The following is a 17,538-nucleotide window of genomic DNA, read 5'->3' as shown; positions in this document are numbered from 1 at the left end:
TAGCTAAATAAAAGGTAAAGGGAAAGTTATCTTAAGGTATTGTTGTTGTATAACTGTGTCGGAGCAGCCCGGTTAAAGAAACAATAAACGGCTGTCCTGATTTTTTTATTCCGCCCTGTCCCTAGCGTTAAGCAGAAGCTCTATGGATACAAGATAAAATTGAGTTTATAAACTCCATTAAAATGAGTCACAGACTCTTTTATTATTAATCCGTAGAGGCCAATGGAACGCTATGGACAGATACGGGAGCGTCATTTCGACCGCAGTAGAGAGTCCGAAGGCTCTGCGAAGCAAAATCTTTAACATAGTTCAAAAATCTCTCCATTTCGCTTCAGTCGAGGACGACTTATTTATGTGAGCCATCTACTCCTTTTTCACTACATTTAATTACAAAACCGCTATATGCATACTTCATTTTACTTAGAGAAATTTCAAAAAGCAGCTGATGAGCTTGATCAAAAACGGCTTCGTGAAAAAGAAATCGAGGCTGCTTTTGGAGTGATTTTGGATTCCGTATTTTTAAAACTCTATAAAAAATCCTGGGCAAGTCCCCTTAACTGCAGCATCGAGGATTTTCTTCTCCAATTGGATAAATGATACCATCATTCAAGAACAAAAGATTTATTATAACATTCATGCATTTAAACTGAGGCATCTTAAAGGTTACGCCATACAAAGCAGGCCATTTGCCGATGTATTCAGGAGCAGTTTCAATCTTTTTTAAACCCAATGGCCAAATGTGAGTGTCAATTATGGCCGCTAACTTTAATGGAGGGTTGGGTAAATTGTGATGCGAACGATTTTCAAAATGAAATTTTATCGTTAGCCAATAATTTTATATCGATAGCACATCTTGTTGATGATACATTGATTCAATTCAAAAAATAAAGCCGGATTAAGGGGGTGATTTAAAGAAAAAAATAATCTTATATGCCTCTTATGTTTCCTTATATGGTTAGTTTTTTTATTGAGTGGTTTGTGGTTCTTGGAGGGCTTTGGTTCCGGCATTCGCAGTAGCTCCGATAGAAAAAATCGGAGGCTGCCGCTGCTGTAGGGTTTAGGAACAGGGGTTTGTATACCCTACAGCCTCAAAAATGAAACACTGTTTTAGCCTATTTGTCCCGGTTGAAGCGTTACCCCAACTTCATTAAGTTAAGCAACCGTTGGCACAGGTGAAAATAATTTAACCACAGATAAAAAGGATGCACACAGATACAAAAATCCGTGTTTATCTGTGTGCATTTGTGGTTAAAAACCTCAACTTAATGATATTGAGCGTTACCCTGCAGCGACGAAGTATGCGGAAGCGAAGTGTAAAAGCAAAAACGGGAGTAAACCTGATGTTTTGTACAGGCACCGCGCTCCAAAAGGTTTATTTCTGTTTTACACCATATAAGACATTGAAGGAAATATAAGCTTATAAGCCACTTACATGGTTATTTTTTTTATTTGGAATGAGTGTACAGTAATTCTTGGAGGGCTTCAGTCCCGCCATTCGCTAATTCCGATGAAGGATCGGAACCGCTGCTGTCGGGTTTAGAAACAGGGGTTTATGCACTCTGCAACCTCGAAAATGAAAGCTGTTTTGGCCAACTAGCCCCGGTTGAAGCGTTACCCTGCAGCAACGAGGCACGAGGAAGCGAAGCGTAAAAGCGTAAAACGGGAAGAAGCTTCTTGTTTAGTAGAAGCCTTGCGCTCCAAATATAAATTGGTATTTTTAAAAAAGAAACTGAGCAACTATTCGATTGAAACCATAATATGAGCAAAAAAGAACTATCTGCAGAACAAACGCATGGATTGCTGAATACGCTGAAAACCCGTTTCGAGAAAAACATGAATCGTCATAAAGGTTTTGAATGGGCTGAAATGCAGGCAAAATTGGAAGCGAATGCTGAAAAACTTTGGGTACTTGATGAAATGGAAGTAACCGGCGGCGAACCCGATGTAGTAGATTATGACCAGGCTACAGGTGAATATGTTTTTTACGATTGTTCGGCAGAGAGCCCTAAGGGCCGGAGAAGTGTTTGTTACGATTTGGAAGGACTAGCGTCAAGAAAAGAGCATCAGCCAGAAAATAATGCTATTGATATGGCTGCTGCAATGGGTATCGAACTGTTAACAGAAGAGCAATACCGCTTTTTGCAGCAACTCGGCAAGTTTGATACGAAAACATCCAGCTGGATCGTTACCCCGCCAGAGATCAGAAAGTTAGGAGGTGCTCTTTTTGGTGATCGCCGCTACGATCATGTATTCGTGTACCACAATGGCGCCCAATCGTATTATGCTGCAAGGGCATTTCGTGGTTTGTTAAGGGTATAGCGAACAATTACAGCAGCTTTTGATAGCAAAAGAAACGTAGTCCGGGGCGCTTGGCCAGGCTAATTTCGCCGCTAAACTGATAACCAAGTTTTGGGAAAAGCGCTTGTGTGGCCATATTTTTACTGTTGGTATCTACTCTTAATATTGAGATTCCAGAAGCTTTTGCTTCCTGCTCGGCCTGGTTCATCAAAGCTTTGGCAATGCCCATGCCCTGGCAATCAGGATCAACGGCTAAACGGTGCGTAACAATGGCTTTTTCGGTAATGTCCCAGCCAGCATCGGCATACTCGGGATCCTGATCTGTAGTAATCGCTGAAACACCAACAATTTCGTTTTCCATTTCAGCTACCCATAACTGACCCATCCTAATATCGCTGGCAAATACGTCAGGGTTCGGATAATCATTTCCCCACTGGAAATTTCCTGCAGCACGCATCAAGGGCACAACCTTGCGCACAAGTTGCATAATTAGTGGTATATCTTCTGTAACGGCTAATCTTATTGTCATGGATGCAAAGATAATAGATGGGTTCATTCGTTCAGTTGTTCATTGGTCATTTGTTTGTTGGTTAATGGTTCTTAGCTGGTGGTTCATTGGTTCAGGAGTTATTGGCTTATTAGTAACATGTTACGGAGCTTGAGTAACCGCAAACTAAAAATTGTTAACTGAAAATTGACTTCTGACTAAAGACTTCTGACTTTTCTAATCTTCATCAAATCTTCATCTTTCAGTCTGATATTTGAGCATATTGCTCTTCATCATATTCCGGCTTCCAAAGAGCTGTTAAGGAATTGTTTTCCTATTATTTAATTCTGATTTTCATATTGTTAACATAAGGTTAAACTTAATTTCATGTTAATATTGAGTTAACATTAAGACTGTTGTTTTGTGCAAAATAAAATAACAGAAAATGAAATCACGTATACTATCTCTAGTAAGTATTCTTGTACTCCTGGTCACGTTTGCTCAGGCGCAGGTTACCACGTCTAGTATTAATGGAAAGATTAAGGATAACAAAGGTATCATCCCTGGTGCAACCATCGTTATGGTACACGTTCCTACAGGAACAGTGTCCAAAGGTTCGTCAAACGAATCTGGACTTTACCGCATTGGTAATTTAAATCCTGGTGGACCATACAAAATCACTGTAACCTTTGTAGGTTATAGCCCAGTAGTAAAAGAAAACATTTATTTAACCCTTGGCTCAGATGTAAAACTCGATCTTGATCTTCAGGAGCAGGGTAATCAACTGGCTGATGTAAGTATTAAGGGCCAAAAGGGCGGAACAAAATCTGGTGCAGGTACCAGTATTGGCGAAGGTCAGATTAAAACCTTACCAACCATGAACCGCAGTTTGCAGGATGTTACCCGTGTAACGCCTCAAGGTAGTAAAGACAATACTTTTGGTGGTACCAACTTCAGGTACAATAACGTAACCATTGATGGTGCGATTAACAACGACGCCATTGGTTTCAGTCCTTCATTGGGTGGCCAGAGCGGAAGTTCTGGTATGCCGGGAAGCAGTACACGTACCAATCCAGTTTCGCTTGACGCAATCCAGGATGTTACCGTTCTACTTTCTCCTTACGATGTTAAGGTAGGTAACTTTTTAGGTGGTAGTATTAACGCTGTTACGCGTGGTGGTACCAACGAGGTAGTAGGATCGGTTTACGGTTATGGCCGTAATGCTTCATTGATCGGTAGAAATAAAATCGGCGATAACAGCAAAGAACCATCAGCTTTCCACGATTATCAAACCGGTTTCCGTGTTGGTTTTCCGATTATAAAAGATAAGTTGTTTTTCTTCACCAATGAGGAAATTACCCGCCGTCAGGATCCGGTAATTTTAGGTGCAGGTTCTCCGCAGGGTATTATTTCATTGTCTCAGGCCCAACAAATTTCAGATCGTATGAAAAATGCTTATGGTTTAGATGCTGGTGCTTATGGTGATTATAACATCTACTCTCAGTCTAATAAGTTTTTTAATCGATTAGATTGGAATATCAGTGAAAGTACACAATTAACCATCAGAAACAATACCATCGTTTCAAAGGCTACTAACTTAGAAAGAGACCAGTCTAACTTCAGGTTTGGCAGTATCGATTTTAAGCAGAATAATAACCAAACTTCAACCGTTGCTGACTTAAAAACAAGGTTTAACAATTCTGCTACAAATAACCTGATTTTAGGTTACTCAACTGTACACGATTTCCGTACACCACTTTCTGATCCTGCCATTCCACAAATTGAAATTGGCTCTAATGGTGGTACTATTTTCCTGGGTACGGATAGAGAAGCAAGTATTTTTAACATGAAGCAAAATACTTTTGAGCTAACAGATAACTATTCATTCAGCAAGGGCATACATAATTTTACGGTGGGTACGCACAATGAATTTTATAAAATCAATTATGGTTTTGTAAATGCCTGGAACGGTAGGGTAGCTTATGATAGTGTTGATGACTTCTTAAATAACAGGCCAAAAAGGGTACGTACAAGTTTTGATTATGCTGATAACACCCGCGATAATATTATTGCGAATCCAACCGCTAAATTCAATGTTAATCTTTATAGCGCTTATGGGCAGGATGAAATGCGTTTGAGCGATAAATTTAAACTTACCTTAGGTTTGCGTTTCGATATGGCTGATTTACCAACCATGCCAACTTTGAGTAGTAAAACAACTAACTCACCAGTTGATCCCAACTATGGTACAACTTATACCTATACCCAACCTTCAAACATTAATAATAAGTTTTTAAATAAAGTTCAGATTTCACCAAGATTAGGTTTTAACTTCGATGCATTAGGTGATCAAAGTTTGATTGTACGCGGTGGTAGTGGTTTATTTACCAGTCGTGTACCTTTTGCCTGGTTAGGTTATGCGTATTATAATAATGGTGTTAACTATGGTGCCTATGATCTTAAACCTGCAACAGGAAACAAGGTTGTGACGCAAGTTCCTGGTACCGATCCAATTAAAGATGCATTAGGTGGAAATGGCGAAGCAGGATACGCCGCTAAACAAGGCGTAAACATTAACGATGCAAATGGTGCAACACAAGTAGATTTAGTAGATAATAATTTTAAAATGCCAAAAGCATGGAGAAGTAACCTAGGCTTTGATTTCAAAACACAGGATAACTGGAAATTTACCGTAGAGGGTATTTATAGCAAGGTTATTAAGGATGTTGCTTTCCAGCAAATTAACTATGTAGATAATCCAAAATACATGGTTTATGATACACAGCAGCAACAACCAATTTATAGTACGTCTTCTGGAGCGTACGGAAATGGGAAGATTAATAACAAGTATACAAATGCTTATTTATTATCAAATACCGATCAAGGATATAAATATTCCTTAACAGGACAGGTGAGTAAATCTTTACCATTTGGTTTAGATGTAATGGTGGCTTATACTTATGGTCAGTCAAAAGATATTGCAAACGGTATACGGAACTCGATGGAATCTAACTGGCAGTTAAACCAGGCGCTTAACCCAAATAACCCAGGTTTGGCTTATTCTAACTTCGATATCCGCAACAGGATTATCTCTACCATCAATTATAGATTAGATTGGGCTAAAAACGGTAAATACGTTTCTAACTTCTCTTTGTTCTTCAGTGGTCAATCAGGTTCTCCTTATTCATTGGGTTTGGTGAACAGTACAATCAATGGAACCGGACAAACCGTAAGTTTAATGTATGTTCCGGCAGCTGGCGAAACACAGAAATTTTTTGCCAATACAGCTGATGGAATTGCACAGGCAGCAGCGTTTGATAGCTACATCAATAGTGATAAATACCTAAGCAGCCGTCGTGGCAATTTTACAGAACGTAATGGTGCACGTACCCCTTGGAATGTACAGGCTGATTTCCGTTTCTCTCAGGATATTCAGGTTGCAAAAGGAAAACATCCACACGTACTTACTTTAACTTACGATATCATTAACCTGACTAATTTGCTAAATAAAGATTGGGGTATTCAGTATTTTTCTCCTAATACATTCAACTCGATGGCTAGTATGGGTATCAAAGTTGGAACTGCGGGAACGCCAACCGCTTACCCGGTTTATACTTTTGCACAAAAAGATGTAACCTCTTATTCAAAAGATTTCTTTGCCTCACGTTACCAGATGCAATTGGGATTGAGATATAGTTTTTAATCTTTTTTTAAATAAAAATATATATGACGGTCTGACTTGAAAAAGGTCAGGCCGTTTTTGTTTTGGCTTGAGATCAATCATCATATCGACCCAAAGTAGAGAAATTTAACTGATAGATCTCTCCATTTTACTGCGATTCAGTCGAGAGGACGTGTTCTATTGTCATCTTAATAAGAGCAAATATTTTTGTAAACAATTAACCAATTAAACTTTTTTACAATGCATCCGTCAAAATAAAACACACAGTATAAGCTTGAATTTATTTTTCAATTTAAAAAGGTTAGGTTATGAAAAGGATTGTAAATGTATTGCTCTTGTTGGTTATGGCGGTTAATTTTAGTGCATGCGTGGTAAGTGCGCGTGTACCAAGGGCACATTGGGTGCGTGGGCATTATAATATTGACCCTTATGGTGGTCGGCATTGGGTGCCAGGACATTACCGTTAATTTTTATTATCGCTGCCATCAAAAAATGGTGGCGATTTGTTTTTATTACCATGTTAAAAAATGTGAACACGTAACTTAAGCGATTGCTGATTTAGATTACAGGAATAAAAAATAATACACTAGCGCTATTAATCCCCATTTTAGCATCCAAGAAGAGATTCTTTTACAGATCAGCGTTAAAATTAAAGAAAGACGTAAAGAATTTGGGCATTATTGTTTAAGGGCTACGCTTAGCCAAAAGCTGATATGACTGATCTTAAGGCATTAATGGCGCCTGGATGACACAGGCGCACTGTGTATTGCCATCTTCCAGTGCGGTAAATGCCATTTAAGGTAGCTTTTAATTGTGCTCAACAATTACTCTTGAGTTGTATTTTTTTAACTGGTTAATTATTAGTGTGTTTTAATAATTCTTTAATGTTTTTTTGCATAAATAGTTTAAAAGCACTAATATTGCACTCCCAAAACGAGCAAGGGTATTTAGCTGAAAAGTGTAAATAAACTTCGTTTAAGGAAATAACCAGTAATCCTTCTTAGCTCAGCTGGTTAGAGCATCTGACTGTTAATCAGAGGGTCGCTGGTTCGAGCCCAGCAGAGGGAGCCAAAACCCACAATGAAAGTTGTGGGTTTTTGCGTTTAGGGCTGGGCGAGAAGTTTATCTTGAGCGCAGAAGAAGAAAAGCCCAGCAGAGGGAGCAAAGATTTCATTCTGAAAATCACATAAAAAATCCATTTCTAGCTAATAGGATGAGGTTTTTTATTTCCATAATAGGAAGCTTCATACTCCATTTTGTCCTTTCAGTAGCCAACAATGTTAAGTTTTACAGGAAAAACTATAGAATTTAACGTATGACTTTTACAAATATTTAATAAAGAAAACTCCAAGATTTAGGGCTTCCGGTACCCGTAAACGCAATTTTCTCAAGTTAAAATGTCAACAGTTGATGCAAAACTCCACGTTTACCATTACGGAAAACGATGGCACGCGCAATGTAAAGACCAGAATTTATCACAAAAAACTAGCAGAGGTTCATTGAAACAACACACTTTCTCTGCGACAGGTTATGGATGATACATTCATTTCGTAAATTCATAGCTTTTAACTAACTATGTCATTCATTAGCGTTTAATTAATGGAAGGAGAAGATAGTAAAAGACTCAATATCTACGAATTCGAAACAATGTTTCGAAGAAACCATCAATTTCTGTGTGCTGTGGCGATGCAATACGTTCATGATGAGTTTACGGCGGAAGATATGGTGCAGGACTTTTTCATAGACTTCTGGCAGAGGCGTCATACTATTCAACTGACCACAGGTTTCGAAGCCTACGCACGCAGGGCAGTAAAATATAAATGTATTGATTTTCTGCGCAAAAATGCAGTAACTGAAAAGAGGAATTCGATGCTGGCCGCTCTGGAAGAGGAACAGGAACAAGACAAGGAGCTGGAATATGACGAAATCAGACATCAGCGTTATATAAAAATTGTCGAACTGATTCAGAAACTGCCTGAAAACAGACAAAATATCTTTATTATGCATGCGGTAGATAAAATGAGCTATGCAGATATTGCTAAAAAGCAAAATATTTCAATCAATACGGTCAAAACACAATTAAGCAGGGCTTATTCAGCGCTTCGTAATCATGCCATTCTTGCTTTTATTGCCTTTTCTTCATTATCAGGGCGTTTTTAGATTTATTTTGAAAAAAAATAGAGATTTCCCGATTTGCTGTCACCCATTTTCGATACAGCTACGACAGTGTGTTGATATGGATAAAGAACTCAGCCCTTTTACTCCTGACTGGCATAAGCTTTTAGACAAACTGGAAGCAGATGAACAGTCGTCAAATTCCCTGAGCGCCGATGAACAGGTGCTTTTAGCGGAACTTCGTGCCATCAGGGATGAATCTGCTGACGCATTGAAAACCTACTCTTCTTTTCATACCCATAAAAAGTGGGGTGAATTAAAAGCGCACATCGAGATAACCTCTGCTGTGCGGAGCAAGGGTAAGTTGCGTAAACTTTGGTTCAGCATCGCGGCTGCGGCGGTGTTGCTCATTATCGGAATCAGCTTTATTTATCACAGCGATCAGCAGCGGCCACAAAATCTGGTCAATATGATCAGGAACGATATTCCTCCAGGCAGAAACACCGCAACACTTACCCTGGATAACGGCAAAAAGATAGTATTATCTACTGCCAATGATGGCAAACTGGCCAATGAAGCAGGGATCGTGATCAGTAAAACTGCCGACGGACAAGTCGTTTATACTGTAAAAGATGATAAATTGGCTGCAGGTACACATATCCATACCTTATCGACAGCCGTGGGGGAAACTTACCGGCTTCGCCTGCCAGACCAAAGTGAAGTATGGCTGAATGCATCCTCCTCTATCAGGTTTCCTGCATCATTTGCATCGGCGAAATTGCGTGAGGTTGAACTTACAGGTGAGGCCTATTTTGAAATTGCAAAAGACAAAACACACCCTTTTATCGTAAAAACCAACCTTCAGGAGGTACAGGTACTCGGTACACATTTCAATATCAATAGCTACGCTGATCACCACACAACAGTGACTACACTACTCGAAGGAAGCGTGCATGTGTCAAATCATTTGGAACAGGGAAAAATCATCAAACCCGGAGAGCAATCGATAGTACAGGATGGGCGGGATATCATCGTTGAACCTGCGGACATTAAAAATGTGATGGCCTGGAAAAATGGTTATTTCCGTTTCAGAAATGAGCCGATTGAGGATGTAATGGCAAAAATTATCCGCTGGTACGATATCGACGTAGTATATACAGGCAAGGTATCTGGTGAGAAATTTAATGGTAATATTTCACGGCGTAAAAATATAAGCGAAGTATTAAATATGCTGAGCTATTCTAATGATGTTAAATTTAAAGTTGAGGGAAGGAGGGTGACGGTTATACAATAAAAATCTACTATCTACTCTATAGGAAATTCAAAGTCCATCCCTGGAACCACAGGAGGATGTGCTCCAGAAATAAAATACCAGTCCGACGCCAATCGAACTGGTAACAAAAGGCTGGGAATTAACAAAAATTGTCAACTAACCGCTAAAAGCCGCGATCTCGAAAATACAAGGCTTGAAGCAACAACCTACTTACCAAATGTACCAAATTTGCACTAAACTAGTGCGCTTTTTCAGCGCGCAGTATAACTTATGGAGAGTTATGAAGCTAACCACTCTACTCATGCTTGCTGTTTTCATGCAAGTAAGTGCGGGCACCTACGCACAGAAAATCACTTTGTCAGCCAGAAATGCTGAATTGTTTACCATTTTTGATCAGATCAGCGACCAGAGCGGTTATGATTTTGTCATTACGAATTCTATATTAAAGAATTCCAAAAAAGTGACGATCGATGTTAAAAATGCGGAATTAAGTGACGTTCTGGATCAGATATTTAAAAACCAGTCGCTGGAGTTCACGATCACTAACAAATCTGTACTGGTTAGAAAGAAAGCCCCTGCATTCCTGGAAAAAATTATCAAACAATTTCAATCGATCGATATTACCGGAAAGGTGCTGGATGAAAAGAATCTGCCGCTTCCCGGCGCTACTGTAGGCGTAAAGGGACTGAAAAAACAGACAGTGACCAATACTGATGGCGAGTTTACATTAAAGGATGTTGATGAAGATGCTGTGCTGGTGATTACATTTTTAGGCTATCAGACCAGGGAAATCAATGCTTCGGAAAATCTGGGTAATATCATCCTGGCCGTTCAAACAGGGCAGCTGGATGAAGTGACCGTTTCCACAGGATATCAAACCCTGTCTAAAGAACGTGTAACAGGATCATTTTCTACGGTATCATCCAAACAACTTGATCAACAGCGTTTGAGTAGTATGCAGTCACTGCTGGAAGGCAGGATTCCAGGTTATAACAACGGCCTGATTAGGGGAACAACTTCGATGAACGGATTGGTACAGCCTTTATATGTGATTGATGGCTTTCCTGTAGAAAACCTGAAACTGGATGCCAACAATAGCGTAGCCGAAGGCATACCGGGACTGAACCTGGAAGACATTGAAAGCATTACGGTACTGAAAGATGCTGCTGCTGCATCTATTTATGGGGCACGTGCTTCCAATGGTGTTATCGTTATTGTTACCAAAAAGCAAAAAAGGCAAGCCGCAAATCGCTGCTTCCGGTACATTTACGCTTTCTCCCTACAGGCAATACACTAATAACCTGACCAATTCAGCCGATATTGTTGACCTGGAGAAGGAATGGGCGGCCAATAACCCGAATTTACGCGGTGCAAATGCCGGCACCTACGCGGCCAATTTACTGCAGAATGTGGCTTACCCAAGCCAGGGTATCAATGCTATTCTGAAAAATGCTGCTGGTACCCTTTCACAGGCGGATCTCAATACAAAATTAGGCCAGCTGGCCGCCGGTGGATACCAGTATTATGATGACGTTGAAAAGTACAGCAAGCGCAGTCCTTTTTATCAGCAGTATAACCTGAGTATTGGCAACGCGACAGAAAAAATGCTTTGTACACTTCTGCAACTTACCGCAATAACAAAACACAGGATAAATATGCGGGTGATGAATCACTTGGCATCAACATCAACAATACCACTCAGATTAATAAATGGCTAACCATGGAGCTGAGCACATTCCTGTCCTATAATGAAGGCCAGATCCAACCTTACAACACGTTGTCGCCAGGTTATACATTTTTACCGTATGACAGGCTGGTGAATGCAGACGGAAGTAACTTTACCTCTACTGCTGCATCCCGTTTATCAGCCAATAACATGTCACTGATTAATAATAACCGGCTGTACAATATGGACATTACGCCATTGGATGAACAGGCAATGAGCATTGGTAAAACAAAGAACTTTACCAGCAGGTCGTTTGTGCGCCTGGGTGCAAAAATAACCGACTGGTTGTCTTACAAATCAAGTTTTCAATATGAGTATGCAACGAGCAGGCTGAATCAGCTATATGATAAAAACACCTATTTTGTTCGCAGCAAGGTAAATAGTTTTGCTTCTTTCAATCCTGTGAGTGGCGGACAGGCAATCTTTAATCTGCCTTACGGAAATATTAATTACAGGGAAAATCAGTTCAATAATGCCTATAACTTCCGCCAGCAGTTAAACGTTGATAAAACTTTTGGAGATAAACATAGCTTCACTGCAATTTTAGGGTCTGAGATCAGGAACAGAAAAATTGAATATGATAATCAGTCTCTTTACAACTATAATCCAAGTACATTAACCTACAGCCTGGTTAACCAGCCTTTATTGGGTAGCTACCCTGGTAATATCCTCGGAGGAGGAAGTTTTACCACAAGAGATGCGGCTGTTAACAGAATCAATATAGAGCGTTTTGTCTCCTTCTATAGTAATGTTGGCTATGCCTATGATGAAAAGTATCTCTTTACAGGTAGCATCCGCTGGGACAAATCAAACCTTTGGGGCACAAGTTCGAAATACCAGAATACACCAATCTGGTCATTCGGTGCCGGCTGGAATATCGATAAGGAATCATTCTTTAATGCAGACTGGGTGGATAGATTGAAATTACGTGCTTCGCATGGCATCGGCGGTAATGTTTACACCAACAGTGCACCGTTTACCACTTTCAATTTCAACCCTAACTATAACGTGGGAGGTTTGCAGGCGATCATAGGCAGCAGGCCAAACCCATTGCTGTCATGGGAAAAAACTACGACCACCAATGCCGGTCTGGATTTCGCAATTTTTAAAAACCGCCTATCGGGATCGGTTGACTACTACCATAAAAGTGGCAAGGATTTGCTGGCCAACACGCAGGGTGTGCCGACCGAAGGGTTCGGTTATTCAACCTACGTGATCAATAACGGAGAGATGCTGAATCAGGGAGTTGAACTGGCCTTGTCAGGTGATATCATCCGTGGCAAAGACCTGATCTGGAATTTAGGGATGCAGTATGCCTTTAACAAAAATAAAGTTACTTACGTTAACATAGAGGCACCTTTTTATGTGCTTCAGCTTGATTATCCGCAATCATTCCCACGTATCGGAAATCCATACAATGCCATTTACAGTTATCAATGGGCTGGTTTGAGTAATACAGGATTGCCACAGGTTTACAATGAAAAGGGAGAGAAGGTACAGGCTTCACCGGCTACGCTGCAATCTATTGTCTACAGCGGATCGACCGTTCCAAAATACAGCGGATCAGTGAACAGTACGCTTTCCTATCAAAACTTCAGCCTATCCTTCCTGCTTACTTTTGAGGGCGGTCATAAAATGAGGGATACATTTTTACCTGTATTGGGAGCCAGCTATAATGGTGCCCTCAACGGTTATGTTACGCAAATTTCTGCAGTGAACAAAGATATTGTAAACAGGTGGAGAAATCCGGGCGATGAACTGAAGACCAATATCCCTAAAGTTGTTTTTGCTGAAGACCCTAGCTATAATAGTCAGAGTGCTGACATCTACAGGTATGCAGATATCAATGTGCTGGATGCGACTAATATGCGACTGAGAAATATTTCTCTTGCCTATAACGTACCTCAACTGATCGCTAAAAAAGCAGGACTGAGTAATATACGTTTCCAGTTTAATGTGGAGAACGCCTTTACATTGGCCAAATCCAAAACTGCAAAATACCTGCTCAACGGATACCTTACTCCTAATTATGTATGGGGTGCTTATCTTAATTTCTAGGAAACTATTTTATACTGCATTTAGCAGCAAACAATATTTAAAGACATAAGTGATGAAAAATATATTTTCAAACACCATAAAATTAGCCGCTCTTGCTTCAGTGTTGAGCTTTAGCAGCTGCAAAAAATTTATTGATATCCTTCCTGTAGGTAATGGCCAGATCCCTACTACGCTGTCAGATTATGAGGCGTTGATCCGCGACGAGTATGGTAACCACCGTTCAGATATCACCCAGGCAGTGCTTTTGCTTAATGACAAATTTGAGACCAGCAGCAACCTGAATTACTATCCCCTATACAAGGCGAATTACAACTGGGATGAATCGGCCAACAGGATTGCATTGAACAATGCCGATGAAGGTACTTACTATAATAATTACAAAGGGATCAATACCAGCAACCTGATTATTGAAAAGGCAGCGGGAACAACAGAGGGGACGGAGGCCCAAAAAGCGGAACTGATCGGACAGGCGAAAGTATTAAGGGCGATGGATTATGATATCCTGGCCAATTACTATGCAGACACCTATGAAGAAACAAACGCAGCTACCAAATTATCTGTACCGTTGATCCTTAGTGCTGATATTGGCGCTGCTTATACTCAGGTATCGATCAAAGAACTATATGATTTCATGCTGAAGGATATTAATGAGGCTATTCCTGCTTTAGGCGCTACCAGCGCAACGGTACTGCATCCCAATCTCGGATCGGCAAATGCGCTGAAAGCAAGAATACTTCTGCAAATGGGAAGGTATGCCGATGCGCTGGCTGCTGCAAATGAAGCCCTGAAGTACAATGATAAACTGTTTGACTGGACAACATTTTATAATACCTACAAAACGCAGATAGAGGCTGTTGGTATCTATAGCAATGCACCTACACCAATGGGCTTCAATTATGTGGAAAATTACTATTTCCGTCATGGTGCATCAAGTAATGCCGGACGGGAACAGGCGATCCGCGTTGACCGTGCAGCACGTTTTGAACAGGGTGATGCAAGATTTGCTTCCCGTTGGAAACTCAGGACAGTTGGTGCAGATACGTATTATACCAGCATCACCACTGGTTTTTTCAACGTGGGTGGTTTAACAACCACTGAGGTGTACCTGATTAAAGCAGAATGCCAGGCACGTCTCAACGATGTTGCTGGTGCGATGGCCACATTGAATGCTGTGCGGGTGAAAAGAATCTTTGCTGCAAAATATGCACCGCTGAGCGCATCTAGCACCATAGAGGCGGTAAAACTCATCCAGCGAACCAAAGGTAACGAACTCATTTTAGGGATTACACCTTTTGCTGATGCACGCCGCCTGAATAAGGATCCTAACTATGCCGTTACGCTGAGCAAAACAGAAGCCGGACAAGCCTTAACGCTTGCCCCGAATTCTCATCTCTGGACGATGCCATTTCCACAGGGTGCTTCAAAAAATCCGGGTAATGGTACCATCAAACAAAATGTAGACAAGTAGATTAAAATACAATATGAAACTGAAAATTGGGCATTTACTGCTCCTCATACTCTTAACCGTCTTCCTGGGACAGGCGAAAGCGGTCACCATGCCGGTTACCATCAACGGTACGGTTAAAGGCTTGCCTGATGGCACACGTATCGATCTTTTTCCGGGGGCTACACATGCAAATGAGCAGCCTGTGGCTACCGCTGTAATCAGTAACGGTAATTTTCTGCTCCAAGCAACAATTGCTACAGAACCAAGGCTGTATTATTTGCGGACTGCAGGCATCAGCGGGCAAACCTCATTAGTCCTTCAGCCCGGAAAGATTGTTGTTACCGCCACAGCTACCCTGTCGGGCGGGGCAGAAAACAAATACTATAAGTTTACTGATGTGGTGGTAAAAGGGAGCGAAGCAAATGACCAGTATATGAAAAAAATTGCGCCCAAGAATGAACTCAATGCACTTTTTCTTGCAAATCAGGAAGCCAATAAAGAGGTGATGACCAGGAGAAACCAGGCATACGCTGCGAAAGATACCGCATTGGTTAAATCGATCATGCAGACTCCCGCCTGGAAAAAAGCAATGGCTGATGAATCAGGGTTCTTTAAACAGGCGCAGACAAATATGCGCAAAATTGTGACCGACAATAAAGATTCTTTCTGGGGGCCGCTTTTGGCACTTGATGTCTACAGTTATTTCACTCCGGAAGACAAAAGTATGTATGCAGAGCTGTCGCCTGCTGCACAGAAAAGTTACTACGGTAAGATCCTGGGCGAGCTGATTAATCCCCTGGGGTTTAAAGGCCAGCAGGCACCTTTGCTGAACGCGAAAAATGAGGACGGGCAGCCTGCGGAAATAGGAGCATTAAAAAAAGGACATCAATATGTGCTGGTCGATTTTTGGGCCTCCTGGTGTGTACCATGCCGTAAATCTATTCCCGGTCTGAAAAAAGTGTATGAAGCGTATAAAGATAAAGGCTTGCAGATTGTTAGTATTTCGATTGATAAAAAAGAGGCCGACTGGTTAAAGGCACAGCAGGAAGAAAAACTGCCATGGCCAAGTTTCCTGGATCATGGTGCAACGGCCAATGCCTGGAAAGTACAGGCGATACCTGCCATGTTCCTGTTAGACGGGCAGGGGAAAGTTGTACTGGAAAATATGAGCATGGAAGAAGTAATCACCAAGTTAAAAACATTATAAGATGAACATTTTATTTAAGAGAATATTAAGCATAGTACCCGTGGCACTGGCATGTTATGGAGGCCCGCTATTGGCCCAGAATGGAAAGTATGTGGTGACCGGTAATCTTCCTGCCGTTAAAGATAAGATCTACCTTGGTCACGACGTTGGGGATAAATATGTAATTGCAGATTCAGCCAATGTTATTAATGGTACCTTTATGTTTAAAGGAATGGTCAAAAAACCAGGATTTTATAAATTGGAAAGTAAGGGCCTGAAAAATCCAGTACTTTTTATAATGGAGAATTCGGCTATCAATGTGACCAAACCTGATAGTTTATCTCAGGTGGTCATCAATGGATCTGCTGCACAGGATGTATGGATGGGCTTTTACAAAGGCCCCTGGAAAACAATCACTGCCAAAGCAGGAGATATTTACAGGCGGCTTGATCAGGCGGAGAAAGCCGGCAAAAAAGATACGGCTACCCGTGCAGGTTTCGACCGGGAATTCAGGGCTCTGGATACGATGAACATTGCAACTGTAAAGCAGTACATCCTCAAAAATCCTGCTTCGGCCGGATCTGCAGCAGTCATTTATGATCGTTTTATCAGTTATCCGAATTTTCCGGTGGCCGAAGCGTTCTTTGGGCTGCTCACTAAAGAAGCACAGCAATCGGAAATTGGCGAACAAATCATCACCGCGTTAAAAACCAATGCGAAAACCGCCAAAGGGAAAGTTGCCCCTGCCATTGCGATGCCTGATAAGGATGGTAAGATTGTGAAGTTGTCTGATTTTAAAGGTAAATATGTACTGGTTGATTTCTGGGCAAGCTGGTGCGGACCCTGCAGGAGAGAAAACCCCAATGTAGTTGCCGCTTACAAAAAATACCATGATAAAGGCTTTGAAATTTTGGGTGTATCCCTGGATTCAAAAAAGAAGCATGGTTAAAAGCCATCGCAGCTGATGGGCTCACCTGGACGCATGTGTCGGATCTGCAAGCCTGGTCGAACGCTGCGGTAAAAGCTTATGGCGTAAAATCTGTGCCGGCAAGCTTTCTGCTTGATCCGGAAGGTAAGGTAGTAGGTAAAGATTTAAGAGGAGAGGAACTGAACAAAACCCTGGCAGGCATCTTCAAATAGTAATTAGACAGATCTATAAAATCATTAAAAGGGTGTCCTACCTTTTTGGGCACCCTTTTAAGTTGTTTAATTAACTTTCGCACTCACTCGTCTTAGCATCCCGCTAAGACTATATTATCAAAGCAC

Annotated in this window: 14 protein-coding genes and 1 tRNA gene; 14 read left to right on the top strand and 1 reads right to left on the bottom strand. The window is 41.1% G+C overall.

Annotated features, from left to right (window positions below):
• The first annotated feature begins 402 nt into the window (after positions 1–402).
• Together ACQ86H_RS25580 and ACQ86H_RS25575 are read left to right on the top strand one after the other, a co-directional pair.
• On the top strand, positions 403–597 hold the full coding sequence (locus ACQ86H_RS25580; RefSeq protein ID WP_138819807.1) for a hypothetical protein: 195 nt from the start codon (positions 403–405) through the stop codon (positions 595–597).
• Positions 598–1,758: 1,161 nt separating this feature from the next.
• A complete protein-coding gene (locus tag ACQ86H_RS25575) occupies positions 1,759–2,319 on the top strand; it encodes a DUF4256 domain-containing protein (RefSeq protein ID WP_431292920.1) in 561 nt (186 codons plus the stop codon).
• A gap of 7 nt (positions 2,320–2,326) precedes the next feature.
• Here ACQ86H_RS25575 and ACQ86H_RS25570 read toward each other — a convergent pair whose 3' ends face one another.
• Positions 2,327–2,827 (bottom strand): GNAT family N-acetyltransferase, encoded by a 501-nt coding sequence (locus ACQ86H_RS25570; RefSeq protein WP_431292919.1) that lies wholly within the window; start codon positions 2,825–2,827, stop codon positions 2,327–2,329.
• Between the two features lie 403 nt (positions 2,828–3,230).
• Between ACQ86H_RS25570 and ACQ86H_RS25565 the strand changes: the two genes are divergently transcribed.
• From ACQ86H_RS25565 to ACQ86H_RS25510, 12 genes are all read left to right on the top strand, one after another.
• Complete coding sequence (locus ACQ86H_RS25565) at positions 3,231–6,488, top strand: carboxypeptidase regulatory-like domain-containing protein (RefSeq protein ID WP_431292918.1); 3,258 nt, start codon at positions 3,231–3,233, stop codon at positions 6,486–6,488.
• A 287-nt stretch (positions 6,489–6,775) separates the two neighbouring features.
• Positions 6,776–6,934, top strand: coding sequence for a hypothetical protein (locus ACQ86H_RS25560; protein WP_168202550.1), 159 nt, complete (start codon positions 6,776–6,778; stop codon positions 6,932–6,934).
• A 527-nt stretch (positions 6,935–7,461) separates the two neighbouring features.
• Positions 7,462–7,538 (top strand) — tRNA-Asn (locus ACQ86H_RS25555).
• 528 nt (positions 7,539–8,066) lie between these two features.
• Entirely contained in the window at positions 8,067–8,627 is a 561-nt protein-coding gene (locus tag ACQ86H_RS25550; RefSeq protein ID WP_138819815.1) for an RNA polymerase sigma-70 factor, read from the top strand.
• 76 nt (positions 8,628–8,703) lie between these two features.
• A complete protein-coding gene (locus ACQ86H_RS25545; RefSeq protein WP_431292917.1) occupies positions 8,704–9,876 on the top strand; it encodes a FecR family protein in 1,173 nt (390 codons plus the stop codon).
• A gap of 259 nt (positions 9,877–10,135) precedes the next feature.
• Positions 10,136–11,152, top strand: a complete 1,017-nt coding sequence (locus ACQ86H_RS25540; RefSeq protein WP_431292916.1) for a carboxypeptidase-like regulatory domain-containing protein — start codon at positions 10,136–10,138, stop codon at positions 11,150–11,152.
• Positions 11,070–11,573 (top strand): hypothetical protein, encoded by a 504-nt coding sequence (locus ACQ86H_RS25535; RefSeq protein ID WP_431292915.1) that lies wholly within the window; start codon positions 11,070–11,072, stop codon positions 11,571–11,573. The genes ACQ86H_RS25540 and ACQ86H_RS25535 overlap by 83 nt, the downstream gene beginning before the upstream one ends.
• On the top strand, positions 11,465–13,639 hold the full coding sequence (locus tag ACQ86H_RS25530) for a TonB-dependent receptor domain-containing protein (RefSeq protein WP_431292914.1): 2,175 nt from the start codon (positions 11,465–11,467) through the stop codon (positions 13,637–13,639). The genes ACQ86H_RS25535 and ACQ86H_RS25530 overlap by 109 nt, the downstream gene beginning before the upstream one ends.
• Before the next feature lie 52 nt (positions 13,640–13,691).
• Positions 13,692–15,107, top strand: coding sequence for a RagB/SusD family nutrient uptake outer membrane protein (locus tag ACQ86H_RS25525; protein WP_138819821.1), 1,416 nt, complete (start codon positions 13,692–13,694; stop codon positions 15,105–15,107).
• A gap of 13 nt (positions 15,108–15,120) precedes the next feature.
• Positions 15,121–16,293 carry a TlpA disulfide reductase family protein gene (locus tag ACQ86H_RS25520; protein ID WP_138819823.1) on the top strand — a complete coding sequence of 391 codons (1,173 nt, stop codon included), beginning with the start codon at positions 15,121–15,123 and terminating at the stop codon, positions 16,291–16,293.
• A 1-nt stretch (position 16,294) separates the two neighbouring features.
• On the top strand, positions 16,295–17,221 hold the full coding sequence (locus ACQ86H_RS25515; protein ID WP_431292913.1) for a redoxin domain-containing protein: 927 nt from the start codon (positions 16,295–16,297) through the stop codon (positions 17,219–17,221).
• A gap of 35 nt (positions 17,222–17,256) precedes the next feature.
• Entirely contained in the window at positions 17,257–17,412 is a 156-nt protein-coding gene (locus ACQ86H_RS25510) for a peroxiredoxin family protein (RefSeq protein WP_431292912.1), read from the top strand.
• Positions 17,413–17,538: the final 126 nt, after the last annotated feature.

It is taken from the genome of Pedobacter sp. P26 (genome assembly GCF_050632135.1).
In the GTDB taxonomy this organism is placed as follows: Bacteria; Bacteroidota; Bacteroidia; order Sphingobacteriales; family Sphingobacteriaceae; genus Pedobacter.
This window is presented reverse-complemented; position numbering and strand designations above follow the sequence as displayed.